General features: G+C 34.6%; 21 protein-coding genes and 1 pseudogene. 12 read left to right on the forward strand and 10 right to left on the reverse strand.

All coding sequences use genetic code 11. The features are described from left to right. Window positions 1–115 precede the first annotated feature (115 nt). Window positions 116–1,264, reverse strand: a complete 1,149-nt coding sequence (locus tag AC3E9W_RS09025; protein WP_488768112.1) for a helix-turn-helix domain-containing protein — start codon at window positions 1,262–1,264, stop codon at window positions 116–118. Between the two features lie 170 nt (window positions 1,265–1,434). Between AC3E9W_RS09025 and murQ the strand changes: the two genes are divergently transcribed. From murQ to AC3E9W_RS09080, 11 genes and pseudogenes are all read left to right on the forward strand, one after another. Next, complete coding sequence (murQ, locus tag AC3E9W_RS09030; RefSeq protein ID WP_306159767.1) at window positions 1,435–2,259, forward strand: N-acetylmuramic acid 6-phosphate etherase; 825 nt, start codon at window positions 1,435–1,437, stop codon at window positions 2,257–2,259. A 91-nt stretch (window positions 2,260–2,350) separates the two neighbouring features. Continuing rightward, window positions 2,351–2,572, forward strand: a complete 222-nt coding sequence (locus AC3E9W_RS09035) for a DUF6095 family protein (protein WP_306159765.1) — start codon at window positions 2,351–2,353, stop codon at window positions 2,570–2,572. A 68-nt stretch (window positions 2,573–2,640) separates the two neighbouring features. Next, the gene (locus AC3E9W_RS09040; RefSeq protein ID WP_488768113.1) at window positions 2,641–3,213 is read left to right on the forward strand and encodes a pentapeptide repeat-containing protein; all 573 of its coding nucleotides are present in this window, start codon (window positions 2,641–2,643) and stop codon (window positions 3,211–3,213) included. A gap of 104 nt (window positions 3,214–3,317) precedes the next feature. Then, a complete protein-coding gene (locus tag AC3E9W_RS09045; RefSeq protein ID WP_488768114.1) occupies window positions 3,318–3,893 on the forward strand; it encodes a DUF1572 family protein in 576 nt (191 codons plus the stop codon). A gap of 169 nt (window positions 3,894–4,062) precedes the next feature. Then, window positions 4,063–4,203, forward strand: a complete 141-nt coding sequence (locus tag AC3E9W_RS09050) for a hypothetical protein (protein WP_488768115.1) — start codon at window positions 4,063–4,065, stop codon at window positions 4,201–4,203. Continuing rightward, the gene (locus AC3E9W_RS09055; protein WP_306159757.1) at window positions 4,200–4,571 is read left to right on the forward strand and encodes a DNA topoisomerase IV; all 372 of its coding nucleotides are present in this window, start codon (window positions 4,200–4,202) and stop codon (window positions 4,569–4,571) included. The genes AC3E9W_RS09050 and AC3E9W_RS09055 overlap by 4 nt, the downstream gene beginning before the upstream one ends. Before the next feature lie 153 nt (window positions 4,572–4,724). Continuing rightward, on the forward strand, window positions 4,725–6,644 hold the full coding sequence (locus tag AC3E9W_RS09060) for a DUF294 nucleotidyltransferase-like domain-containing protein (RefSeq protein ID WP_488768116.1): 1,920 nt from the start codon (window positions 4,725–4,727) through the stop codon (window positions 6,642–6,644). 1 nt (window position 6,645) lies between these two features. Continuing rightward, entirely contained in the window at window positions 6,646–7,281 is a 636-nt protein-coding gene (locus tag AC3E9W_RS09065) for a 3'-5' exonuclease (RefSeq protein WP_456897369.1), read from the forward strand. A 156-nt stretch (window positions 7,282–7,437) separates the two neighbouring features. Further along, window positions 7,438–8,919 (forward strand): PhoX family protein, encoded by a 1,482-nt coding sequence (locus tag AC3E9W_RS09070; protein WP_306159750.1) that lies wholly within the window; start codon window positions 7,438–7,440, stop codon window positions 8,917–8,919. 70 nt (window positions 8,920–8,989) lie between these two features. After that, the gene (locus AC3E9W_RS09075; RefSeq protein WP_488768117.1) at window positions 8,990–10,774 is read left to right on the forward strand and encodes a cytochrome-c peroxidase; all 1,785 of its coding nucleotides are present in this window, start codon (window positions 8,990–8,992) and stop codon (window positions 10,772–10,774) included. 147 nt (window positions 10,775–10,921) lie between these two features. Then, window positions 10,922–11,584: pseudogene (locus tag AC3E9W_RS09080) on the forward strand (AAA family ATPase); the annotation flags it as partial. A 53-nt stretch (window positions 11,585–11,637) separates the two neighbouring features. Here the strand turns inward: AC3E9W_RS09080 and AC3E9W_RS09085 are convergent. From AC3E9W_RS09085 to ychF, 9 genes are all read right to left on the reverse strand, one after another. Continuing rightward, a complete protein-coding gene (locus tag AC3E9W_RS09085; protein ID WP_488768118.1) occupies window positions 11,638–14,358 on the reverse strand; it encodes a DNA gyrase/topoisomerase IV subunit A in 2,721 nt (906 codons plus the stop codon). A gap of 29 nt (window positions 14,359–14,387) precedes the next feature. Then, window positions 14,388–15,491, reverse strand: coding sequence for a PDDEXK nuclease domain-containing protein (locus tag AC3E9W_RS09090; protein WP_488768119.1), 1,104 nt, complete (start codon window positions 15,489–15,491; stop codon window positions 14,388–14,390). Between the two features lie 20 nt (window positions 15,492–15,511). Next, the gene (locus AC3E9W_RS09095) at window positions 15,512–17,380 is read right to left on the reverse strand and encodes a DNA topoisomerase IV subunit B (RefSeq protein ID WP_456897363.1); all 1,869 of its coding nucleotides are present in this window, start codon (window positions 17,378–17,380) and stop codon (window positions 15,512–15,514) included. Between the two features lie 164 nt (window positions 17,381–17,544). Further along, window positions 17,545–18,720, reverse strand: coding sequence for a nicotinate phosphoribosyltransferase (gene pncB, locus AC3E9W_RS09100; protein ID WP_488768120.1), 1,176 nt, complete (start codon window positions 18,718–18,720; stop codon window positions 17,545–17,547). A 76-nt stretch (window positions 18,721–18,796) separates the two neighbouring features. Then, a complete protein-coding gene (locus AC3E9W_RS09105; protein WP_488768121.1) occupies window positions 18,797–19,774 on the reverse strand; it encodes a transglutaminase domain-containing protein in 978 nt (325 codons plus the stop codon). Beyond that, window positions 19,775–20,299: an NADPH-dependent FMN reductase gene (locus AC3E9W_RS09110; RefSeq protein WP_488768122.1), complete on the reverse strand. Its 525-nt coding sequence runs from the start codon at window positions 20,297–20,299 to the stop codon at window positions 19,775–19,777. A gap of 13 nt (window positions 20,300–20,312) precedes the next feature. Next, entirely contained in the window at window positions 20,313–21,254 is a 942-nt protein-coding gene (locus tag AC3E9W_RS09115) for a YihY/virulence factor BrkB family protein (RefSeq protein ID WP_488768123.1), read from the reverse strand. 222 nt (window positions 21,255–21,476) lie between these two features. Beyond that, window positions 21,477–22,154, reverse strand: a complete 678-nt coding sequence (locus AC3E9W_RS09120; RefSeq protein ID WP_488768124.1) for a TIGR02117 family protein — start codon at window positions 22,152–22,154, stop codon at window positions 21,477–21,479. A gap of 600 nt (window positions 22,155–22,754) precedes the next feature. Further along, window positions 22,755–23,849 (reverse strand): redox-regulated ATPase YchF, encoded by a 1,095-nt coding sequence (gene ychF, locus AC3E9W_RS09125; protein ID WP_125719432.1) that lies wholly within the window; start codon window positions 23,847–23,849, stop codon window positions 22,755–22,757. Between the two features lie 292 nt (window positions 23,850–24,141). Here ychF and AC3E9W_RS09130 point away from each other — a divergent pair, with 292 nt between their 5' ends. Beyond that, window positions 24,142–26,808 (forward strand): TonB-dependent receptor, encoded by a 2,667-nt coding sequence (locus AC3E9W_RS09130; RefSeq protein ID WP_488768125.1) that lies wholly within the window; start codon window positions 24,142–24,144, stop codon window positions 26,806–26,808. Window positions 26,809–26,991: the final 183 nt, after the last annotated feature.

Here is a 26,991-nt window from a genome sequence, read left to right on the forward strand (position 1 = left end):
AAATTGCCTTAGAAAATCTGCGTATGCGACCGACAAAAAAAGTCGAACCAATTTCTCATTAAGAAATAAGTTCGACTTTATTTGATGCGACGTTCGACTTTTTACAAACTCTTTATTATGAAGCGTTTCGGTATTCTGTCGGCGTTAAATTTGTATATTTTTTGAAAGAAGTATTAAAGGATGATTTCGAATTAAAACCGACTTCATACAAGATTTCCAAAACCGTGAGATCATTTTGAGCAGGATTTTTTAGAATTTGCATTGCTTTTTTAATGCGATATTCGTTTACAAAATCAAAAAAATGCTGATCCATATGATGATTAATTAAAACCGAAAGATCTCGAACCGGAATATCAATCTGATTTGCCAATTCCTGAATGGTAAGTGACGGATCCAGATAAGGTTCTTTCTCTGCCATATATTGTTTTAATGTCGCAATTTGAGACGAAATAGCGTTATCCTCAATCTCTACTGTTTTTTCGATTTTATCTTCATTTTCTTTAGAAAGAAACTCTTTTGTTAATTGCAAATTAGAATTGATCCCTCTAAAAAGTTCCGGATGATTTAAGGCCTTCATGACGAACCAGCAGATTACACATAAAGCCATAACGACCATCAAGACGTTTCCCCACAGAAAAATATCTCGCGAAGCTGTATAGCGCAATAAATTTTTTGAAGCCGTAATAGAATGCATTACTAAAAAAACACAGTTCATCTGAAAAAGCCATTTGTAGGTCGAAGTACTGGGATTAGTATAATTTTCTAAATAAATTCTTTTATACTTCCTTAAAATCAAAAAAATGCTGATTATATAAAACCAATATTGAAATTCGATTAAAATCTGAAAAAAATAAATCTCAAACATAGAGTTGTAATTCTCTAAAGCATACATTTTTTCGGGACCCGATTTCAAATATATCCTCGGCATTAAAACCAAATTCATAACCAGAAAAGGAATCGTGTAAATTAAATGCTTCCATTTTAATCTAAAATCAGAATAACAGACTGCCAAAACATACAAATAGATCAAAGGCATTTCTAGCAAACATATTGTACTTCTAAAGAATTCCAGATCCATATATTCTAAAGGAAATGAATAAGCTAAAAGTCCGCTGAAATCAATAGCCGAGAAAATAATAAAACAAGCAAATAATCTATTAGCTAATTTATTTTCCGTTTTTACTGTAAGTAAAAAAAGTGCAAGCAATAACGAAATAAAGACAGCAATACGGGCAACGCTATCTAAAAATGCCAATTTATCCATTCCAGTTTTTATTATTGAACAAATATAATGTTTTCGCTTTTGTAACAAAGCTCAATTAAACTCGTCTTTGTAGAGAAAAAATTGAAGAAAAAAATTGATTTTAAATCTCTGAGACTTTGCAAGATTGAGATAAAAAATATTAATTTTGACCCCGTCTAAATAACATTAAAATGACATTTACGAAAACAACAGAACAATCATCGAAATACGAACATTTAGAAAAAATGTCTGTTCATGAATTGTTATCAAATATAAACCAAGAAGACAAAACTGTGCCTTATGCAGTCGAGAAAGCTTTGCCGCAAATAGAAGCTTTAATACCACAGATTGTTGCAAAATTAAAATTGGGCGGCAGATTGTTTTATATCGGAGCTGGAACTTCTGGCCGACTTGGTGTTGTTGATGCTTCTGAATGTCCGCCAACTTTTGGTGTTCCTTTTGATTTAGTAAATGGCATTATTGCAGGCGGCGATACGGCCATAAGACGCGCAGTAGAAAATGCAGAAGATAATCCGACGCAAGCTTGGATTGATCTGCAAAATCATAATATAGGAGAAAATGACGTTGTAATCGGAATTGCAGCTTCTGGAACTACTCCGTATGTTATAGGCGGTTTAGAAACTTGCAATCAAAACAATATTGTTACAGGATGTATTACTTGTAACGCTGGAAGTCCGTTGGCTTTGACTGCTCAGTTTCCAATTGAAGTTGTGGTTGGACCAGAATTTGTAACCGGAAGTTCGAGAATGAAAGCTGGAACTGCACAAAAATTGGTTTTAAACATGATTTCGACTGCATCTATGATTCAGCTAGGAAAAGTAAGAGGCAATAAAATGGTCGACATGCAGTTAAGCAATATAAAACTGGTTGACCGCGGCGTAAAAATGATTATGGACGAAATTCCGGTTTCTTATGAAGAAGGATCCGAATTATTAAAAAAATATGGCAGCGTGAGAAATGCTGTGGATAATTATTTACAAGGTCCAAAGGTGTAAAGAAACTAAGGTACTAAGGTTTTCCAACTTTGTTATTTTTTTTAAGCTTGAAACCCGAAACAAAAAAACTAAAACCTGAAACAAAAAAGACATGGCAACAAATAAAAAATTATTAGGAAAAGGAATTAAATATTTAAGCGGTGCTTTACCTTTAATGTTTTTAGGGCCAACTTTAATTTATAATGCATTTCAAAATCAGCATACTAACTGGCATTATCTGGTTTTAGGAATTGGAATTGTAGCTTGCCTCAGTTCTATGTTTTTGATCTTTTTAGGATTGAAAATTATAATGAAAGGGATATTTAATGACTAATTCTTCAAAATAATAGTAAACCTGACAGGTTTTAAAAACCTGTCAGGTTTCTTAATAAAAAAACATTCATGGAAAGTCTAATTCACATTCAGAAAACATTTGAGAAAGTTGTTTATATCGACAAAAAAATAAACAATCGTGAGTTTGAAGATTGTGTTTTTAAAAACTGTGACTTTTCTAATAGTAATTTTAATTCTAATACCTTTCTAGATTGCGAATTTATAGACTGCAATCTTTCTATGACAAGTCTAGCGGGAACGAGTTTAAAAAATGTTATTTTCAAAAATTGTAAGCTTTTAGGAATCCCTTTTAGCGAATGTGACGATTTCCTTTTTCAGGTTTCTTTTGACGAATGTGTTTTGGATTATGCTTTATTTTCTAATAAAAAAATGCCAAAAACCCAGTTTCTCAATTCTTCTGTTCGCGAAGTGACTTTTATCGGAACCAACTTAACCAATTCTGTTTTTGACAATTGTAATTTGGATGGTGCCATTTTTAATGAAACACAATTGGCTGGTGTAGATTTTAGAACAGCTTACAATTATAAAATCGATCCTGAATTTAATCCGATGAAAAAAGCACGATTCTCTACTGATGGAATTGTCGGCTTGTTGGATAAATATGACATTAAAATTGTTTAATATTTTTTTGTGCCACGAATTTCACGAATTTTCACTAATTATTTTTTATAAAATTGAATGAATAATTCATGCAATTTGTAGCGTGAAAACTAAACTCAAAAGCCATGAAAGCAGATGAATCTTATCTTGAAAGTGTAAAAAAACAATTTTTATATTATAAAATGCTTGGTGAAAAAGCAATGGCTCAGCTTGAACCAGAACAGCTTTTTGTTTCTCTAAATGATAATACCAACTCTATTGCGACAATCGTAAAACATATTTCTGGCAACATGCTTTCGCGATGGACAGACTTTTTAACCACCGATGGCGAGAAAGAATGGCGCAACCGCGACTCCGAATTTGAAAATGATTTGCAGTCTAAAGAAGAAGTTCTCGATCTCTGGAATAAAGGATGGAATTGTCTCGAAAATGCTTTAGAAAATTTAAATCCTGAACAACTTTCAGATATTATTTACATTCGAAATGAAGGCCATACGGTTATTGAGGCCATTAATCGTCAGCTGGCGCATTATCCGTATCATGTTGGGCAGATTGTTTTTTATGCCAAGCAACTGAAAAACAGCGAATGGACAAGTTTGTCAATTCCGAAGAATAAATCTGGAAATTACAATGCTGAAAAGTTTGCCAAAGAAAAAGAAATCAAGAACTTTACAGACGAAGAATTAAAAAGATTGAAATGATAAATTACTATGCAAATTTTGGCGGAACATGCTGGTGGATCCTAATTAAATTTTGTAGAACAAATTTAACTGAAGAACAAAGTTTTAAAAACAAGAAACGAAATTTGATATTTCTGACTTTTCTAACTTTGGTGATTTTCTTTTTATTCTTTAATTAAAAAAAGATCTTTTGAAAACGAATGCCCTAGCCCTGATGGAAGCGGCATCTCCCGATTTAGAAAAACAAGACTTTTTAGTCGTAGTTTTTGTTAATCGGGAATATAGCGGACAGCAGGAATTAGCTCCTAAAAAATCAACTTATTTAAAATGAAAAAAATTATATTCTTATTTCCTCTTCTAGCATTAGTTTCTTGTTACCAAACAGAACATAACTGTAAAGATTTTAAAACTGGAAAATTCAAGTTTGAAACTGAAGTAAACGGCGAGAAAAAAACGACTTATTTTGAGCGTAAAGGCGATATTGAAATCGAAACTTTTGAAGGGAAAACAGATACGGCAACGATACGCTGGGTAAGCGATTGCGAATATGTTTTACAAAAAAAACATCCTAAAAATATGGCTGAAGAAAAGGCAATCAGCATGAAGATTTTAAACACTTCTAAAGATTCATATACGTTTGAATTTGGCTTAGTTGGCTCTGAAGAAAAACAAAGAGGCACGGTTTATAAAGTAGATTAAACGTTAATTACCATACTTTTTTATGCCACAAAGGCACAAAGACACAAAGAATTAAATACTTTGTGACTTTGTGCCTTTGTGGCAAATTATTATAATTGTTTCTTTTACATTTCTATTTTAAATAGTATTTTAGAACTCTAATCTAACCGACCAATGAAAAATACGATTTCGCAAAGAGTTGCTGACTTCTTAAAGAATTATCCGCCTTTTAATTTTCTTCATCAAAGAGAACTGGAAAAACTTTCTGAGCAGATTTCTATAATTTATAAAGAAAAAGACAGTGTAATTTTTGCTGAAAACGATAAAACACACGATTCGTTTTATGTGGTACACAAAGGTGCGGTTGCCTTGAAAAAAAGCACTAAAAACACTGTTTTGGACATGTGCGATGAAGGAGATATTTTTGGATTGCGTCCGCTTTTGGCGCAGGAAAATTATATTATGGAAGCTGTAGCGCACGAAGAGAGTATTTTGTATGCGATTCCTATTGCTGTTTTTAAGCCGTATGCGCTGGAAAACAGAAATATTGGAAATTTCCTTATTGAAAGTTATGCTTCAAACACCCGAAATCCGTATTCGGATATTCATAAAGACAAATTATACGGCGATGATATTTTAGATGAAAACTTGCATTCGAGCAATCATTCTTTTGATTTGGCGCCCATTAAATATTCAAAGAAAATTGTAACCTGCAGTCCGTCAACAACCGCTAGAGATATTGCAAAAATAATGAGCAAGAAAAAAGTCGGTGCTATTTTGATTGTAGACGAAATGCTTCCGATTGGTATTCTGACTGATAAAGATCTTCGAAATAAAATTGTGACCGGAGATTTTCCAATTACAACAACGGCAGAAACGATAATGACAAAACCGGTTATTACGTATTCTAAAAAGATGACGGTTACCGAGGCGCAAATGGCAATGATGAAAAGTGATATCAGTCATTTATGTTTAACAAAAGACGGAACCGTAAATACAAAAGCGGTTGGAATTTTATCTAAACACGACGTTATGGTCGCGCTTGGAAACAATCCTGCTGTTTTGATTAAGGCTTTGAAAAGAGCTAAAAAAATCAAGGAAATAAAGCCTATTCGCAATCGAATTATGCAGCTGCTGCAAGGTTATTTGGATCAAAATATCCCGATGACTTTGATTACCAAAATCATTACCGAACTTAACGAAGCCTGCACAACGCGAGTAATCGAAATCTGCATTGATAAAATGAGTAGTCCACCGCCCGTAAAATTTGCTTGGCTGGCCATGGGAAGCCAGGGACGAGGCGAACAAATGCTTCATACCGATCAGGACAATGCTATTGTATACGAAAATGTAAATGAGGTTTTTAGAGATGAAACCAGAGTTTATTTTTCAAAATTTGCTGGATTAGTCAATAAAGGCCTTTTCGAAATTGGCTACGATTACTGCCCTGCAGACATGATGGCTTCGAGCCCAAAATGGTGTATGAGTTTGGATGAATGGAAAAATCAGGTGCATCATTGGATTACCAATCCGGGTAAAAATGAGGTTCTGCTATCGTTTATTTTCTTTGATTACAGCGTGACTTATGGCGATACAGAAGTTGCAAGCCAATTATCTGATTACATTTTTGAAACCATAAAAGCAAATCCAATTTTTTATATGCATTTGGTAAGCGGTGCTCTGCAAAGCCCATCTCCTACTGGTTTCTTTAGACAATTTTTGGTTGAACAAGATGGTGCCAACAAAGATAATTTTGATATTAAAAGACGTGCCTTAATGCCTTTAACAGATGCGGCGCGTGTTCTTATTTTATCGCATTCGGTAAAAGGAATTAGCAACACGGCTGAACGTTTTGAAAAACTGGCGGAATTAGAACCGAACAACAGAGAGTTGTATCTATCTTGTTCTTATTCGTTTAAAGCTTTATTGAAATTCAGAACAAAACAGGGTCTTTTGCATCATGATTCGGGTCAGTTTATAGAATTGGAATCGTTAACCAAAATGGAAAAAATCAAACTGAAACGTACTTTTAAAACCATTAAAGAACTTCAGGAACTTATTTCGGTGCGTTTTAATATTTCAAATCTGGTATAAAATGAGTTTATTCAATTTTTGGAAAAAAGAGGAAATCAATCTGTTCGATGAAAATATCACGATTGAAGAAACTCGGTTTGTGGTTTTAGATACCGAAACTACTGGTTTTGATTACGATAATGATCGTATTTTATGTATTGGCGCTCTGGTTCTTCAAAACGGAATTATTTCGGTTCAGGAAAGTTTTGAGGTTTATATCGAACAGGATCATTATGATAAAAGTACGGCTCAGATTCATGGAATCCTGAAAGCTTTTGTTATTCAGCGTCCTACCGAATTGGAAGCTTTACAGCAATTTCTAGATTTTTTAGGCGATGCTATAATTATTGCGCATCACACGATTTTTGATGTCACAATGATTAACAAGGCTCTGGAACGTAATGGTCTGCCGCAGTTAACCAATAAAACTTTAGATACGGCTTATTTGTATAAAAAGACTTTGATTCAATCGCATTTGTTTGAAAGAAAAGATCATTATACGCTAGACGATCTTGCCGACAAATTTGATATTTCTAAGAAGGATCGTCATACTGCTTTGGGCGACGCGTACATAACTGCCATAGCTTTTCTTAAAATAGTCAAAAAATTAAAAGAAAAAAGGGCAACCAATCTTAATCAGCTTTTTAAACCGCTTTAAGATTTTTTTATGACTATTAAATTTACATTTAGGCATTATAATTTACCTTTTAGTAATACATGACTTATAAAAATTAGCAAAAAGAAAAAATAGGCATAACATGTATTTTGTTTTGTATAGATAGTTTTGATCTAATCAAAAAAACAAAAAACAATTATGAAAGCTAACTTTTTAAAATCTATCGCCGTGCTTGGAATTGCAGGATTTACCGCAATAAGCTGTAATGACGACGACAAGAAAGACGGATCAAATGGTGTTAACGCAAACATCGATTTTACTTCACATTCAAAAGTTCCTGCTTTTGTTTATCCGATGACTGGATTCGAAAATTTAAAAATCAGTACGCTAATCGCGAGTTCAGATGTATTGCCACAATCTCCTTCTTTTGTTTACGGAGCGCAGCCAGACGGTGCTGGATTAATGAAAGATCCAAACGGAGACGGTTATATCATGATTACAAATCACGAGATTCTACAGTCTGTTTCTAGAGTTTATTTAGACAAAACATTTAAACCTGTAAAAGGTGATTATATCGTAGACGGTGTTGGAGGTTTAACTCGTTTATGTTCTGCAACTTTGGCAACTCCAGAAATCCACGGATTTGGACCAATCTTTTTAACTGCAGGAGAAAGCGGTCAAGAAAGTATGGTTCACGGAATCAATCCGTTAGGACAATCTTCAGATAAAGCAAGAACTGACAGAGTTTTACCAGCTTTAGGAAAAGCTAGTATGGAAAATGCTGTTCCGCTTACAAAAGAGGCTTATCCAGGAAAAACTGTTATTTTAATTGGAGAAGATCAGTCTTATGCAACTTCTCACGCAAGTGCAGGTCAGGTGATTATGTACGTAAGTACGGTTGGTGATTTGTCAAACGGAAAATTATACGCTTTAAAGAGAACAGACGGAAATCAAGTTGAAACGTCTATGACTTTAAACAACTCATATCCAGTAGAATTTGTTGAAATTCCAAACGCTAAAAACTTAACTGGAGCTGTAATCAATACAACCGTTAATGACTTAAAAGCAATCCGTTTTTCTAGAGTTGAAGACGTAGATTACAGAAAAGGAAGCGCAAGTAATAACAGAGAAGTATACTTTACTGCAACAGGTCAGGCAACAAACAATGCTCCTGTAGAAGGCTACACGATGTGGGGAAGAGTTTATAAACTGAAATTGGATGCTACAAATCCGTTAAAAGGAACTCTTGAACTAGCTGTTGAAGGCGACAGTACTCCTGGAACTGGAATTATCAATCCTGATAACTTATGTGTAACTGAAAACTTCGTTTACATTCAAGAAGACGGTGATAGTTATTATGCTGATGCAAAACACGATTCATATATCTGGCAATACAACATTGCTACGAAACAAAACAAAGCTTGGTTAAATATGAACCACAAAAGAACGGATCCAACTTGGAATACGCTTTACAACCAAACAGGAGAAATGAGATTTGGAAGCTGGGAGTTTGGTGCTATGGAAGACATCTCTGACATCATAGGTGTTCCAGATACTTTTACCGTAAACGTTCACCCGCACACATGGCAGAGTGATGCATTTAAAAATGCAGACGGTTCTGGAACTCAAACTAATAAAGAAGGCGGACAAACTGTAATTATTAGAAACGTACAACGATAATAATTACTTCCAAAATTTATTGACAACCCTTATTTTTTTCAATAAGGGTTGTTTCTATTAAAATATCATTATGAAATTAAAGCACTTTTCTTTTCTGTTTTTAGCACTTTGCTTCTTCTTTTCGTGTCAGAAAAATGAAACTTCAAAAACCACAATCAAACAGAATCTTCTTATTGATTTAAATAAATTGAATAATGAAATCGTACAATTCCAGAAACTTGTAAATGATAATGCAGCTCCAAAAGAAATTGTCGAACAATTTAAAAAGTCCCGCTTATTTTATAAAAAAGTAGAATGGGCAATTGAATATTTTATTCCCGAAACGGGCCGTTTTATGAATGGTCCAGCTTTGGACGAAATGGAACTGGAAGAAAACAGATCTTTTGAACCACATGGTTTTCAAGTTATTGAAGAAATGATTTATCCCGAATATAAAATTGAAGACAAAGAAAATGTGATTCGTGAGCTGAATATTTTTCAATCGAATATCAAGCAGTTAAATAGTAATTTTGAAGCTATCACAATAAGTGATGATTATGTTCTGGACGCTCTTGAACAAAATGTTTTTAGAGTAATTGCATTAGGAATTACAGGTTTTGACAGTCCCGTTCTGCAATCTTCTATTCCTGAAGCGGGAGAGAGTTTACTTTCGATTTTAGAACCTCTTGAAACAATCAATTCCAACAATAAAGCTTTGGTTGATTTAAAGAAGCTAACAGCAAAAGCAAAGCAATATTGCCAAGAAAACAACAATTTCAATGCTTTTGACAGAGCTTTTTTTATAACGGAATATTTAAATCCGATCTCTAAAAAAATTAAAGCTTTTCAGAAAGAAGAGAATATTAAAAACGTAAATAAAACCAGTCCGTTAAAACAAGATATCGAAACTTTATTCGACAAAAATGCTTTTGATGTAAACGCTTTTGTGCTATCTAAAGATTACAATTTTACAGCTGATAAAGCAAAATTGGGTGAAAAGCTTTTTTATGATAACAGCTTGTCAAAAGACAATAACAGAAGCTGTGCTACCTGCCATAATCCAGAAAAAGCTTTTACAGACGGATTAAAAACCAATGTTTCGCTAACAGGATCAAACTTAGCGAGAAATACTCCTACCCTTACTTACGCTTCTTTACAGAATGCGCAATTTTGGGATATGCGTCAATTAGATCTGGAAAAACAAAGTGTTGATGTAATTCAAAATAAAGATGAAATGCATGGTTCTATGGACGATATTCACGCTAAAATTCTTTTGAATACAGCATATATCAATCTGTTCAAAAAGGCTTATCCAAAAACTCAAAAACCAGAAGCATGGCAGATTCAAAATGCAATCGCTAGCTATGTAAGGTCTTTAAATGCTTTCGATTCTCGATTTGATGAATATATGAGAGGAAATAAAAACAGCCTGACAAAAGAGGAAATTAACGGAATGAACCTTTTTATGGGGAAAGCAAAATGTGCCACTTGCCACTTTACGCCTTTGTTTAACGGAACTGTTCCGCCGAGTTATTCCAAAAGCGAACACGAAGTTATTGGTACACCGCAAGATGTTTCAGGTAAAAAATTAAGCTCAGATCAAGGACGCTATTTATACAACAAAATGCCTCAGTTAGTTGGCGCTTTTAAAACTCCAACAGTTAGAAATGCAGCGGTTACGGCTCCATACATGCACAACGGCGTTTTCAAAACTCTCGAAGAAGTAGTTGATTTCTATAACAAAGGAGGTGGACAAGGTTTAGGTTATGAAGTCGAAAACCAGACACTTCCTTTTGATGAATTGAAACTAACCAAAAATGAAGAAAAAGCCCTTGTCGCTTTTATGAAAACGTTGACTGATAAGAAATACCAGTAAAACCAAAATAAATCCAAAACGATAAAAACGCCGAAAAACAGACAGTTTCCGGCGTTTTTTTATTTAATTTACAAACATTCGATACGGAAAAACATTCGACGATCTATTTTTTAAGTTTTTCATAAAGCTGTCGCAGAGATAATTCCACTCTACGGTGCTCCTCCTGGATATGTGGGCTATGAAGAAGGTGGTTTATTAGTAAACAAAATTCGCCAAAAGCCTTACTCTATAGTTCTCTTTGACGAAATTGAAAAAGCACATACTTCTGTTTTTGATGTTTTTCTACAAATTATGGACGAAGGAAAGTTGCACGATAGATTAGGAAAGGAAGGTGATTTTTCTAATGCCATTATTCTTTTTACCTCAAATATCGGTTCTGATCATATTATTCAAACTTTTGGTAAAGGTGAAATTCCGAATTCAAGTTCTTTAATGGATATTATGGGCAATTATTTCAGACCTGAATTTTTAGGACGATTGACAGAAATTGTACCTTTTGCTCCTATCAGTAAGGAAAATGCTTTGGCAATTCTTGACATTCACCTTAAAAAAGAGTTTACCGATTTATTAAAAAACATCAATATTAACGTTGAAATTCCAGTAGAATCTAAACTTTATCTTGCTGAAAATGGCTATAATGCCAAGTATGGTGCAAGACCAATTAAAAGCATTATTCGAAGCCATTTAAGAAGACCTTTGGCAAAAAAAATAATTTCTGGTGAAGTCCAAGATGGCGATACCATTAAAGTGATTATAGAAAATAATGAAGTCAAATGGGTTAAGGAAGAAATAATTTCTGCAGAGAAATAAATTTTTACAGATAAAAAAAACCGCTGAAAAACTAATTTCAGCGGTTTTCATTTTTATTCTAAAACCAATCCGATTTGCCCATCGTCATCAAGCTCCGTTTCAACCGAATCATCTTCTGATAGTTCTGGTTTTTCTGGAACTTCTTCTACAGGTTCTTCGTATGGAAGAGGATCTAATAAATTAACTTGTTTCAATTTCTCTGTTGTCAATTGATTTCCAAGAGCTTTAAAACCTTTTACGGCTATAAAGTCCTCCACATCTATATGAAGATCGTCTTTTTGAACTCCTTTTACTTTTGCAAAAACTAATTGCGCAACCGGACGATAATCTGTAGAAACAATCTCTAACTGAGAATTTGGATGGTCTGTAATAAAGCTTTCCTCCTTACCTTCATTTTCTACAAGAAAACGTTTTAAGAAATAACGTTCTTTTTCACCATCATAATAAATGGCAGAAATTGGTTTCTTAGGCTTCCATTTTTCCAAAACAATCATATCTTCCTCAAAATGAGTAGATAATTCAGGAATAATCACTTTTAGTTTTCCAGATTGACTGATCACCAAAATCTTATCGCTTGGTTTAAATTCGCCTAACAATTCTCCTCTTGCATCTACATTCAGACGTTTTACTGTATCATCAAACCAAACTTTTCTTGGTAATAAAGTTGAAATTCCTTTTTCTTTCAATTCGATTTTCTTGATCGGATATTTGGTTACCAAATTTCCTTTCGAACCACGACCTTTAATTGCTAAAGCGGCAAAGTCAATATCAAATTTTAATTTCTTAATAGTTCCAATCTGACGCAGCAATATTGTTACAACCTCAGCTTCTCCATTTGGATTATGTGAAAAATAAACCACTTGAGAACCTTTAGTCCCATTCGTTAAATCATACGCTTTATCTCTGGTAACTCCAGTAACATTGAAACGTTTGATGTAAGATGGCCCCGATTTTCCGTCACGATAAATCATATTGTAAATGGTACGTTTATCATTCTTATCAAATACAGCGACATGAATAATGTCTTTACCGACAAAAGTTTTGGCATCAACTTTTGTAATCATCATGGTACCATCTCGTAGAAATACAATTACATCATCAATATCAGAACAATCTCCTACATATTCGTCTTTCTTTAAACTCGTTCCAACGAAACCTTCATCACGGTTTACGTATAATTTTGTATTTCTTAAAACTACTTTTGTAGCTTCCACGTTATCAAAAACACGAAGTTCAGTCTGACGCTGACGTCCTTTTCCGTATTTCTCTTTTAATTTAGTAAAATAAGCAATTGCAAAGTCCGTAAGATGCTCCAAATTGTATTCTACCTCTTTCATTTCTTCTTCCAACCTAGAAATCAATTCATCGGCTTTATCGGAATCAAAACGAGTGATACGAATCATTGGGATTTGAGTCAATCTTTGCAAATCATCATCGGTAATTTCTCTTACGAATGATTTTTTGAAAGGCTCAAATCTGTCATACAAATATTTGTATAATGATTCTCTGTCTCCGTATAATTTGAAATCGATATACATTTCTTCACGAATGAAGATTTTCTCCAAAGTAGAAAAATGCCATTTATTTTTTAATTCTTCTAACTGAATTTCTAATTCCTGACGCAGTAAATCAACTGTTCTTTCTGTCGAAATTTTCAACATTTGAGATACTCCGATAAATAACGGTTTATTATCTTCAATAACACAACCTAAAGGCGCTACAGAAGTTTCACAAGCTGTGAAAGCAAAAAGTGCATCGATTGTTTTATCAGGAGAAACACCTGGAAAAAGGTGAATTAAAATTTCAACATCAGCAGCAGTATTATCTTCAATTTTCTTGATTTTGATTTTACCTTTTTCATTGGCTTTCAAAATACTGTCAATCAAAGTCGAAGTATTGGTAGAAAACGGAATCTGCGTAATCACCAATGTATTTTTGTCTAACTGCGAAATTTTAGCACGTACACGCACACGTCCGCCACGCATTCCATCATTATAATTTGAAACGTCGGCAATACCAGCAGTCATAAAATCTGGGTAAAGCGTAAACGGCTTACCTTTTAAGATTTTAATCGAAGCGTCGATTAATTCGTTAAAGTTATGAGGCAAAACTTTGGTCGAAAGACCAACTGCAATACCTTCTGCTCCCTGAGCCAAAAGCAATGGAAATTTAACCGGAAGATTGTTTGGTTCTGCACGACGTCCGTCATACGAAACACCCCAATCAGTAATTTTTGGAGAATACAAAACCTCCAGAGCAAACTTAGATAAACGTGCCTCGATATAACGCGAAGCTGCCGCACCGTCGCCTGTTAATATATTTCCCCAGTTTCCCTGGCAGTCAATCAATAAATCTTTTTGACCAATCTGCACCATAGCATCACCGATACTCGCATCTCCGTGTGGGTGATACTGCATGGTGTGTCCAACAACGTTTGCAACTTTATTGTAACGACCATCGTCTAGTTCTTTAAGCGAGTGCATAATACGACGCTGAACCGGTTTAAATCCGTCCTCGATTGCAGGTACAGCACGTTCCAGAATTACGTACGAAGCATAATCCAAGAACCAGTCTTTGTACATTCCAGTTACTTTGGTAATCACGTCTTCGCCTTCTTCTTCCTGATTTTCGTAAAAATGCTGTCCTTCAAAATGTTTGGCATCTACATCGACAATCTCATCGTCATCTCCATTTTGATTGGCATCAAGCTGGTTTTCGTCCTGACTATTTTCGTCGTCGTTTGGAATTATGTTATCGTCTTCTTCGTCTTTCATTATTTATATTCGAAATTATAAATTTGATGTTATATGTTTTCGATAAGTCTTTTTAAATCAGACTCACTTGGTAAAACCGTTTTATATTTACTGGCAAAAATCTGTTCATTATCTTCTGGTAAAGTATATCGAACTACTGCTTCACTTTTATTTTGACAAAGAACAATTCCAATCGTTTTGTTTTCGTCCTCCAAACGCATTTCTCTGTCATAATAATTTACATACATTTGCATTTGTCCTAAATCCTGATGTTTTAATTCGCCAATTTTCAAGTCAATCAGAACAAAACATTTTAATATTCTATTGTAAAAAACTAGATCAATTCTGAAATGTTTATCATCAAAAGTAATTCTTTGCTGTCTTCCAACGAAAGTAAAACCGTGGCCTAATTCCAGAAGGAAATTCTCCAATTTATTGATAATTTCTTCTTCTAATTCTGATTCAGAATATTGATTTAATTCTGGCAATCCCAAAAATTCAAGAATGTAAGGATCTTTAATGATATCTTTTGGCTTCTCTATAATCTGTCCTTGTTCCGAAAGTTTTAAAATACCTTCTTTATCCCGGCTTAAAGCCAATCTTGTATAGAGAGCTGTGTCGTATTGACGTTTTAATTCGCGAAGACTCCAATTGTTTTTCTCGGATTCTATTTTGTAAAATCGCCTTTCTTTTTCGTCATCAATTCGCATCAGAAAAACATAATGGCTAAAAGTCAATCTAAAAAACGAGGATAAAGTTTGAAAATCTAACTTATTAGATTCCGCAGTCACTGTCTGCGTTTTTTGAGATTTGAATTCCGCAGACACTGTCTGCGTTTTTTGAATTTCGAAAATCCGAGACAGTGACTCGGATTTTGAATAAACCATGTAGAATTGCCTTATTTGCTCCAAATTTCTTACAGAAAACCCTTTCCCAAACTCTTTCGTCAATTGTTGAGAAAGCCCTTTTAGTAATTGCTTTCCATACTCAGCACGATCTTTTCCATTCTGCTCTTCTTCAACAATAATTCTTCCAATTTCAAAATAAGTTATGGTCATGGTTGAATTTACCGTACGCAAAACCTGCTGTCGGGCATTTTGCAATAACTCGGCAACTTGTTGAAAAATAACTTTATTTTGAAGATCTTTTGACAATATTAATTTTATTTAAAATATTAAGCCTCTTCAAGCTCATCAATCTCCACCTTCAGATTCTTGATAATAAAATCCTGTCTGTCTGGCGTGTTTTTCCCCATATAAAAAGATAATAACTGCTCGATTGACGTATGTTTATCCATCATAACTGGATCAAGGCGAATTGTGTCTCCAATAAAATTTTTGAACTCGTCTGGCGAAATCTCTCCCAAACCTTTAAATCGCGTGATTTCTGGTTTTGGTTTCAGTTTTTCAATCGCGTCTTTTCTTTCTTCTTCAGAATAACAGTAAATCGTTTCTTTTTTATTTCGAACCCTGAAAAGCGGTGTTTGAAGAATATACAAATGTCCCTCTTTAATTAATTCTGGGAAAAACTGCAAAAAGAACGTAATCAACAGCAAACGAATGTGCATTCCGTCGACATCGGCATCGGTTGCGATTACGATGTTGTTGTAACGTAGTTTTTCCAGTCCATCTTCAATATCAAGTGCAGCCTGCAATAAATTGAATTCTTCGTTTTCATACACAATTTTTTTAGTCATCCCGTATGAATTCAACGGTTTACCACGCAAACTGAAAACGGCTTGTGTATTTACGTCGCGCGACTTCGTGATCGATCCAGAAGCCGAATCTCCCTCGGTAATAAAAAGCGTACTTTCTAAGTTTCTAGGATTTTTAGTATCAGGAAGATGCGCACGGCAGTCTCTTAATTTTTTATTGTGCAGATTGGCTTTTTTAGCACGATCTGTTGCCAGTTTTCTAATTCCTGATAATTCTTTTCTTTCGCGTTCTGCCTGAAGAATTTTACGCAATAAAGCTTCAGCTGTAGGCGGGTTTTTATGTAAATAATTATCTAATTTGGTTTTGATAAAATCGTTTACAAAAGTACGAACAGAAACTGGTGGCGTTCCGTCATCTGAACCCATATCGGTAGAACCTAATTTCGTTTTGGTCTGAGACTCAAAAACAGGTTCCATCACTTTAATACTAATCGCACTCACGATCGATTTACGAACGTCTGATGCTTCGAAGTTTTTATTGTAAAATTCACGGATGGTTTTTACAACTGCTTCACGATAAGCAGCTAAGTGAGTTCCTCCCTGTGTGGTATTCTGACCGTTTACAAAAGAGTGATATTCTTCGCTGTATTGTGTTTTACTGTGCGTAAGCGCCACTTCAATATCATGATCTTTCAAATGAATGATCGGATATTCTAAATCTTCTTCGTTGATTGTTTCTTCTAATAAATCGCGAAGACCGTTTTCTGAATAGTATTTTTCACCATTAAAAATAATCGTCAAACCATTGTTCAAATAACAATAGTTTTTGACCATTTTGATCACATATTCTAAACGGAATTTATAGTTCTTGAAAATAGATTCGTCTGGCGTAAAAGTTACTTTTGTTCCTTTACGTTTTGTCGTATCGATTATATCTTCTTCTAAAACTAGATTTCCAGCAGAAAACTCTGCCCCTTTTTGTTTTTCATCACGAACTGATTCTACACGGAAATAATTCGATAAAGCATTTACTGCTTTTGTTCCGACTCCGTTCAAACCTACAGATTTCTGGAAAGCTTTGGAATCGTACTTTCCTCCGGTATTCATTTTAGAAACTACGTCGACTACTTTTCCTAACGGAATTCCACGTCCGTAATCACGAACCGAAACCGTCTTATCTTTTATGGTTATTTCAATAGTTTTTCCGGCACCCATAACGAATTCATCGATACAGTTGTCCATAACCTCTTTTAAAAGAATATAAATACCATCATCCGGTGATGATCCGTCCCCTAATTTCCCGATGTACATACCCGGACGCATACGAATATGTTCCTTCCAATCGAGTGAACGAATATTATCTTCGTTGTATTGATTTTGCTCTAGCATAAATGAATTTAGGATTTTTGGCTAATGTACCATTTATCGGTAAAAAATAAAAGCGTATTTCTTTTTTGTTATGAATAATAACAGTTTAAAATGTATTTAAATTGATTTTAAAATAAAACGGGTGCTAAAATCAAGTAAAAATTGCTTTTTCAGCAAAAACAAATCTATTTGATTCCCAACACTTCTTTCGCCAGCGCAATCATTTCGGGCGTTCCCGTATTTTTATTTTTTTCGTCAGACAATTTCACAACTCCTTGCCAATGTGTATTATCGGGTTTTGTATCGGTTAATTTGATCACCATATTCATTGCTGGAAGTCCTACATCATTAGTGAAATTTGTCCCGATTCCGAATGACATTTTTATTTTATCATGACAGAAATCTACAATCGTTTTTACTTTTTCGTAATTGAGCGAATCCGAAAATACAATGGCTTTTGATTTTGGATCAATTCCCATTTTGGTATAATGCGAGATTACTTTTTGGGCAAATTCAATTGGATCGCCGCTATCGTGGCGAACCCCATCAAAAAGTTTGGAATATTTTTTATCGAATTGATTGAAAAATATTTCGGTAGTATAAGTATCTGTTAAGGCAATTCCGAGATCTCCGCCATAAACCTGCGTCCAATGTTCTAAACTTATCAAATTAGCCATTTTAAAGCCATATTGTGCGGCATGAAACATGAACCACTCATGGGCATGAGTTCCTAACGGACGTTTATTATTGACCATCGCAAAATGCACATTGCTTGTACCAATAAAACTTTGTCCGCCATATGTTTTCAAAGTTTCATTTATTAAATCATGTACTTCATAAGAATGACGTCGTCTGGTACCAAATTCTAAAACTGAAACTCCTAACTTATTATAGTTTTCGATTTTTTCTTTAGTAAGATTTTTGATCGCTTCATCATTCAAGCGGATTAAATGATTTGCTTTATAAAACAGCTCCGAAATCAGAGCCATCAAAGGCACTTCCCATAAAATAGTTCTGTACCAGAATCCTTCAACTTTAACGGTAATTTCTGAACCTTCTTGGCTGATTTCTACTTCAGAAGGATCAAAACGATATCCTTGCAGAAAATCTAAATAAGTAGGATCTAAATAAGGGCAATAATGGGCCAGGTAACTTTTTTCTTCTTTTGTTAAACGAAGATCTGCCATGGCGTCAACAGAATGGCGAAGTAACGCCGCAAATCCTTCTGGAAAAATATGCTTACCGCGATTTATAAATCCGTAACGGACTTTTGCTTTTGGAAAAAGTTTTATTACAGCATGCTGCATCGTAAATTTGTAGAAATCATTGTCTAAGATTGATTTCAAAAAAGTAGTTTCCATAGCATTCAAATTCTTTCATTTCCTGCTAAGATACGGCAATTTTGCAAAAGACAAAAATGTAGATTTTCTTAATTTACTACGAAACAATTTTAAAAGAAACCACACTATCAGTATCTATAAAAATAGTGACATAATCTCCAATATTGCTATCAACCAAAATTTGAAATTCTAAGCCTCCACGCTTCTCTTTTGGATTGAGAACTTTAACTGGCTGGTTCTTTTTATTCAAATAAAAAACCTGATTAGATTTTGAGACATTTTTAATCTCGACAGTAATCTTATCTCCGTTTTTAGCTTCAATTATTCCTGAATTTGGAGCTTTTATTCGATAATCGTTTTCGATTGTTTTGTTATAAATTAAAGGGCCGTTTAAGAAATCACTTTTACTGATTCTTTCTCCTAGAAAAGTTCCTGAATCTGGATAATGTTTCGCAAAGAAATAATCTGGATCGGTGTCAAAATACGCGGGATTAAAATCGTTAACCATACGGCCTTTTCTGCTGTCGTAGTAACCTTGTCCCCAAGTTACATCAACCAAAATCCATTTTCTTCCAATTAAAACGGTATTCCAAGCATGATTAGATGAAGTGTTTTTACGTCCGATATCTCGCAAACTGGTTTTTGAATCACCGCGAATTATTTCACATTTTAAGCCAACTAATTCTGCCAAATTTTGATATAAAGCAGTAAATCCTTCACAAACTCCTTTTTGCGATTTGAAAGTTTTTTGAATAAGATTATCATTTAGCTGTTTTATTTTTCTTTGTTTTTCAGCTTCAGAAGAATAGCTAAATCCCTGCACTCTTGGCGGATTCAAATAGGCATTATAATCGTATTTTATGTTGAAAGCAATCCAGCTGTAAATAGCTCGCGCGCGTTCAGCATCAGAGTCAAAATCTTTTTCGATTCTTTCGGCTAATTTTTCGGTAGTGCTAAAGCTTTTCGGATATTTTGCAACAATTTTATCAACTTCATTTATCTTTTGTGAAAAAGTAAAATTGAAAGAAATAATATGAAATAATAGAAATAAAAATGAAATCTTTTTTTGTGGCATTTAAAAATTTGATTTAATAATATTTTTCAATTCAGTATCTAGCTCAACGTTAGAGATCTTATTTTGTTCTGAATCAAAATTCGAGCCAAATGCTGGTAATGAGAAAGTTCCTTTTATTTCGGCGCCATAACGAGGAAAAAGATTTTGTGCAATTCCTAAAACAGATGCCCCACCTCTTCCTCCTGGCGAAGTTGCCAATAACAACATTGGCTTGTGCTGGAAAACATCTTTTTCGATACGAGAACTCCAATCGAAAACATTTTTGAAAGCAACAGAATAGTTTCCGTTATTTTCTGCCATTGAAACCACTAAAATATCAGCTTCTTTTAATTTGTTTAAAAAGGATTGAGCCACTTCATGCTGACCTACTTCTTTTTCAAGATCAACACTAAAAACAGGCATTGCAAAATCATTAAGATCTAAAACCTCAACATCTGCATTTTCAAATAAACTAGATGCGTAAGTTGCTAAACGTTTATTGATTGACTGTTTACTGTTACTTCCTCCAAAAGCTATTATTTTCATGGTTTCTCGTTTGTTATCTTTGTTGTGTTGATTCTTGTGTTACATTTTCGATCTCGTAAACTTCTTTTGCAATCTCTACTGAGTACTCATTTGGATAAATTTTTCCTCCATATGATTTTGCATAGACTTTCGTAAATTCTGCTCCAAAGTAAAGAATAATTGCCGAATAATAAACCCAAACTAAAATAATGATTACAGATCCTGCAGCACCATAAACTGAAGCTACTGTAGAATTACCTAAATACAATCCGATAGCAAATTTACCAATCATAAAAAGTATGGCAGTCACACTGGATCCAATAATAGCATCCTTCCATCTGATTTTTCCATCAGGTAAAGTTCTGAAGATTATGGTAAATAAAAGTGTTATACTCGCTAGTACAATGACAATATTGAGTACATAAAATAAATAGACTGTACTTTCAGGAAAATACATTTTCAAACGCGCACTAACCAAATCTAATAAAGTATTGACAAATAAACTGACTATCATTAAAAAACCTACAGACGCAATCATTGAAAATGACATTAATCTGTTTTGTATAAATTTTCTAACTCCTTTATCTGGTTTTGCACGAAGTCCCCAAATATAATTGATGGAACTTTGAATTTCAGCAAAAACCCCAGAAGCTCCTATTAATAGCATTATAACACCAAATACAGTTGCAAAAACATTACTTCCTGATAACTCCACATTTTTAATAGCTTCTTGGATTTGCGTTGCAGCTCCATTCCCAACCAACCCATTTATCTGCCCATATAACTGACCTGTAACTGCTTCTTCTCCAAAGAAAAAACCACAGATTGTTATTATAATAATTAATAAAGGAGGCAGTGCAAATATGGTGTAATAAGAAAGTGCTGCGCTAAGTTTTATGGCATTGTCATCGTTGAATTCTAAAAATGTATTCTTTAACAGGAACCATGTTTTTGAAAAAATATTTTTGATTCTCATTTTGCTGATTTTTGATATTCACTCAAATTTAAGCATTAATAAGATTTTTTGGATTTTTGGATTTTAGTCGAATTTTATATTTTTTCCATGTTTATTTTCTCATTTTGCCTTCCCGAGCGTTCCGAAGTTTCGACAGAATCACACACAAGCAACTATAAAGTAAGAAAACTAATCTTTGCGAGGCTTCGACTCCGCTCAGCCTGACAAACGGGAATTCTAATATCATTTATAATGACAAAAAATTCCTTTATCATAAACTGTCCACAAACTTGCTTTTTGATTTGCGGCTTTCAAAGCGTTGTTTGCCCAAGTATTGCAGGTGTAAAATAAACTGTAACTTCCTTTGGCTTCATAAAAAGCATCTTTTCTTCCGTAACTGTGACCTTCAATCCATTGCGGATGAAGAGGATCGCTAAAACTATCTGAAATATAAGTTACCAGTTTCTGATAATTTTCTTTTGAAATCAAAATACGCTTGCAGTCCTCTCCTTCTCTTAACTGTTTGAAAAATGTTGCATGAACTGCTGACGAACTGACTCCGAATGCGGCTTTAAATGCTGTGCTAGCTTTTAGATCTGACCATTCTGGCGTTTCGAGATAAAAACCTTTGTCACCCCAACCAAAAGCAATATAATTCATCAACGAATCTTTTGATTTTGTCTGGCTGAATTGAATTTCGTTTCTCCAATCTTTGATTTCGTTTTTAATTGGAACCACAATATCGGTATGTACTCCGTTCGAAAGAATATAAATCGGAATCGCATTTTGCTCTTCTACTTTTTCAATATCAGAATTGACCGTGATTTTTGAAATGATTAAAACTGATGTAACATACAAAGCAAGAAAACTGAAAAACCCAAATAGTGTCCAGCCTAAAATTTTGAAAGATTTTTTTAGCATTTTGATTGGTTGATTTTAGATTAGTAATTGGTTAATTTTCTCTAACCAATTTTTGAGCCAAAAATTCTTTACGCTGAAATTGGACGCGAATTTTACGGGTTCGCTTTCGCGAAAGCGCAGATTTAAACGGATTTTTTGTTTCTTTTTTTGTCTTCCTGAGCGAAGTCGAAGGACACGCTAGAAACTCGACAAAGCAAATCGACAATCTTTGCGGGGCTTCGACTCCGCTCAGCCTGACAAATCGCAATAAACATAATAGAATAATTTTTACTCATTTTTTGTCTTCCTGAGCGGAGTCGAAGGACACGTTAGAAATTCCTCAAAGAGAATCGACAATCTTTACGTAGACGCACTGCAGTGCGCCTCTACAGAAAATCTTTGTAAAAATCCTTTGCGCCTTTGCGCCTTTGTGGTAAACCTTTGCGTAAACGCACTGCAGTGCGTCTCTACAGAAAATTTTTGTGAATAAAATCCTTAGTGTGTCTTTGCGAAAACTCTTTGCGAATCTCTGCGGTAAAAAACAAAAAACCACTGAATTTCTCCAGCGGTTCCTTCTATTTTCTTTATTCTATTTTCTAACTTCTATTCTCTAAAAAAGAATTAAACGTTAAAACGGAAGTGCATTACATCACCATCTTTTACTACGTATTCTTTTCCTTCTACTCTGAATTTTCCAGCTTCTTTTGCTTTTGCTTCAGAACCGTATTGTACGTAATCGTCGTATGAAATTACCTCTGCACGGATAAATCCTTTTTCGAAATCAGTATGGATAACTCCAGCTGCTTGTGGTGCAGTAGCTCCAATATTAATTGTCCAAGCACGAACTTCTTTTACACCAGCTGTAAAATAAGTCTGTTGTTTTAAAAGTTTGTAAGCCGCACGGATCAAAACTGATGCTCCTGGCTCTTCTAATCCCATATCTTCTAAGAAAACCTGACGCTCTTCGTAGCTTTCTAATTCTGTAATATCAGCCTCAGCCCCTACTGAAAGCACAATAACTTCAGCATCTTCGTCTTTTACTAATTCACGAACTTGATCCACATATTTGTTTCCGTTTACAGCAGAGCTTTCGTCAACGTTACAAACGTATAAAACTGGTTTTGCAGTAATCAATTGGAAAGCTTCCATCAAAACTTCTTCGTCATTATTTTGAGGAACGATTGTTCTTGCAGATTTTGCTTGTAACAATGCCTCTCTAATTCTGTTTAATAAAGCTTCTTCTGTCTGCGCTTCTTTATTTCCAGTTTTTGCAGCACGTTTTACTTTTTCTAAACGTTTGTCGATTGTTTCTAAATCTTTTAACTGCAATTCGATGTCAATAGTTTCTTTATCACGAATTGGGTTTACATTTCCATCAACGTGTACGATATTATCATTGTCAAAACAACGTAAAACGTGAATGATCGCATTACACTCTCTAATGTTTCCTAAAAACTGGTTTCCAAGACCTTCACCTTTACTTGCACCTTTTACCAAACCTGCAATATCTACAATATCAACAGTTGCCATTTGAACGCGCTCTGGTTTTACCAATTCTTCCAATTTATTAATTCTTGGATCTGGAACGTTTACAACACCAATATTAGGTTCGATTGTACAAAAAGGAAAGTTGGCACTTTGCGCTTTTGCATTAGATAAACAATTAAATAATGTTGATTTTCCAACATTTGGTAATCCTACAATTCCTGCTTTCATCTGTTTGTTTGTATATTATTTATTCGATCTTATTTAAGATCTCAAACATTAAACCTTGTTGTTTAATGCATTATGTTTTACGTGTTTTTCTTTATTTCTGCCAAAATAACATTTTTCGGCTTTAAAATTTTGCAAATATAAGATTTAATAGCTCTTGCACGAAGTAAAAATGTTCAATAATATAATTTTAGCGCTATTTCTGAAAATTTTCAAACATTTTATTAAATTTTTGTTAAAAAACATTACTTTTATAACACTAGTCAACAAAAAACAAACCAAAAAACCAGTTACCATGAAAAAGATTGCATTATTAATATTCCTGCTGCATTCAGCATTTCTCTTTGCCCAAAAAGAAGTCTCGGGCCATGTAAAAGACAAAACAGGCAATCCGCTGCCTGGTGTTAATGTTACTGAGAAAGGAACTTCAAACGGAGTCTCAACTGATTTTGAAGGCGGCTTTAGAATCAAAGTAAAAGAAGGCGCTACATTAATTTTCAGTTATGTCGGATTTACGACAGTTGAAAAATCCGCTTCAAGCGAAAAAATAGAAATTGCTTTAAGCGAAAACGATGGTCAGATTCTGAATGATGTTGTAGTGGTAGGCTCCAGAAACACAAAAAGAACAGTTGTCAATTCGGCCGTTCCTATTGATGTTATTAATGTGAAGGATGTTACGACTCAAAGCGGAAAAATAGAGATTAACCAACTCTTGCAATACGTAGCTCCTTCGTTTAATGCGAATAAACAATCTGGTTCTGATGGAGCCGATCACGTAGATCCAGCTTCTTTGAGAGGTATGGGGCCAGATCAGACTTTGGTTTTGATTAACGGAAAAAGAAGACATCAATCTTCCTTAATCAATTTGTTTGGAACGCGCGGACGCGGAAACACGGGTACAGATTTAAATGCCATTCCAGCAGCTTCTATTAAAAGAATTGAGATCTTACGCGATGGCGCTTCTGCACAATACGGTTCTGATGCTATTTCTGGCGTAATTAATATTGTTACCAATGATACTGTTGATGAATTAACGGGATCTATAACTTATGGTGTTTTTAATACTGATGCAAAAGGGGATTTTTTACCTGGAACCCCAAATACAAAAGGCTATAGATTGGATAAAAATGGTAACGGAAATTCGTACGGAAAAGATCAGGATTTTGACGGAGGCTCGGTAAGAATTGCTGCAAATTATGGAACTGGAATTGGATCAAAAGGCGGATACGTAAATGTTACGGGAGAATTTCTAAATAAAAACAAGACCTTAAGACCTGCTTATGATTTTAGAAAAGGCTTTGGTGATGCTGAAATGACAGGTGTAAACTTATTTGCAAATCTTGCTATTCCAATTTCAGATAAAACGGAATTTTATGCTTTTGGAGGAAGCAATTTTAGAGATACCGATGCTTATGCTTTTACCAGAAATGACGGAGAAAGAGTCGTAGAATCGGTTTATCCTGGAGGTTATACGCCAAGAATTACTTCCAAAATAAATGATAATTCAATCGCTGCGGGAATTCGAACAGAATCTGCTGGAGGATGGAAATTTGATTTGAGTAATACTTTCGGAAAAAATAAATTTCAATACGATATTAAAGGAACAATAAATGCTTCGCTTGAAGAAAATTCTCCTCATGAATTTGACGCTGGAGGTCACAGCTTGCTTCAAAACACGACCAATTTTGATATTTCAAAAAATTACGGAGATATTTTAGGCGGTTTGAATATTGCTTTTGGAGCAGAATTTAGAGTCGAGCAATTTGAGATTTTTGCAGGAGAAGAAGGTTCTTATACCACTTACGACACCAACGGACAGCCTATTACTGATCCGACAACTCAAAGTGCACCTACGATTCCAAATCCAGATTATGACCCTACAGATCCAGATTCTTCTCCAACCATTCCGAGGCCGGGAAGTTCTCAAGGTTTCCCAGGTTATAGTCCAGCAAATGAAGTTAATAAAGACCGTACTAATTTTTCTCTTTACACAGATGCCGAATTGGATATTACAGAAGCCTTAATGGTAAGCGGCGCGGTTCGTTTTGAAAATTACAGCGATTTTGGAAGCACTTTAAACGGAAAGTTAGCTTCACGCCTTAAAATTACAGACCATATTAATTTAAGAGGTTCTGTAAGTACAGGTTTCCGTGCGCCATCATTAGCTCAGATATACTATAATTTGCGTTTTACCAATTTTAACGCCAGCGGTGCGACTGAAGTTTTACTGGCTCCAAATGACAGTCCGGTAACAAGAGCTTTCGGAATCCAAAAATTAAATGAAGAAAAAGCGGTAAATGCTTCCTTGGGACTTACGGCTTCTTTTGGCGATTTTACGGCTACAGTAGACGGTTATTATATCCAGGTAAAAGACCGTATCGTTCTTACAGGATATTTTGATGCTTCGTCTTTAGATCTTGGCGTTTCTGAGGCTCAGTTTTTTGTTAACGGCGTAGACACAAGCACTCACGGTCTAGATTTGGTTTTATCTTGGAAAAAGAGATTTGGAGAATCGCAATTTGGCGCAACTTTGGTTGGAAATATCAATGATATGAAAATTGACAAAGTGCAAAATGGTACTTTAGACGAAGCGACTTTCTTTGGAAAACGCGAAAGAGCATTTTTACTAGCTTCTGCGCCAGACAATAAATTTGCTTTAAACTTAACTTACAACAGAAAGAAATTTGATGCAGGTTTGGCTTTTACCAGATTTAGCAAAGTAGTTCTCGTAGATTATGCTGACGAAGATGATGTTTACAACCCAAGAGTTGTTACTGACTTAACGCTTGGCTATCAATTTACTAAAAGTTTAAAACTAACAATCGGAAGCAATAACTTGTTTAATGTATATCCGACCAAACAAGACGAACAAGGCAATACAGAAGCTGGTGGTTATTGGGATGCTGTACAAATGGGTTTCAGCGGAGCGTATTATTATGCAAGACTTGGGTTTAATTTCTAGGCTTCGACTCCGCTCAGCCTGACAAACAGCATAAACTTTGTACAATATAATTATCTCATTTTATGTCTTCCTGAGCGGAGTCGAAGGACACGCCAGAAATTCGTCAAAGAGAATCTGCCAATCTTTACGGGGCTTCGACTCCGCTCAGCCTGACAAACAGCATAAACTTTGTACAATATATTA

The sequence above is a fragment of the Flavobacterium sp. 38 genome, from assembly GCF_057799715.1.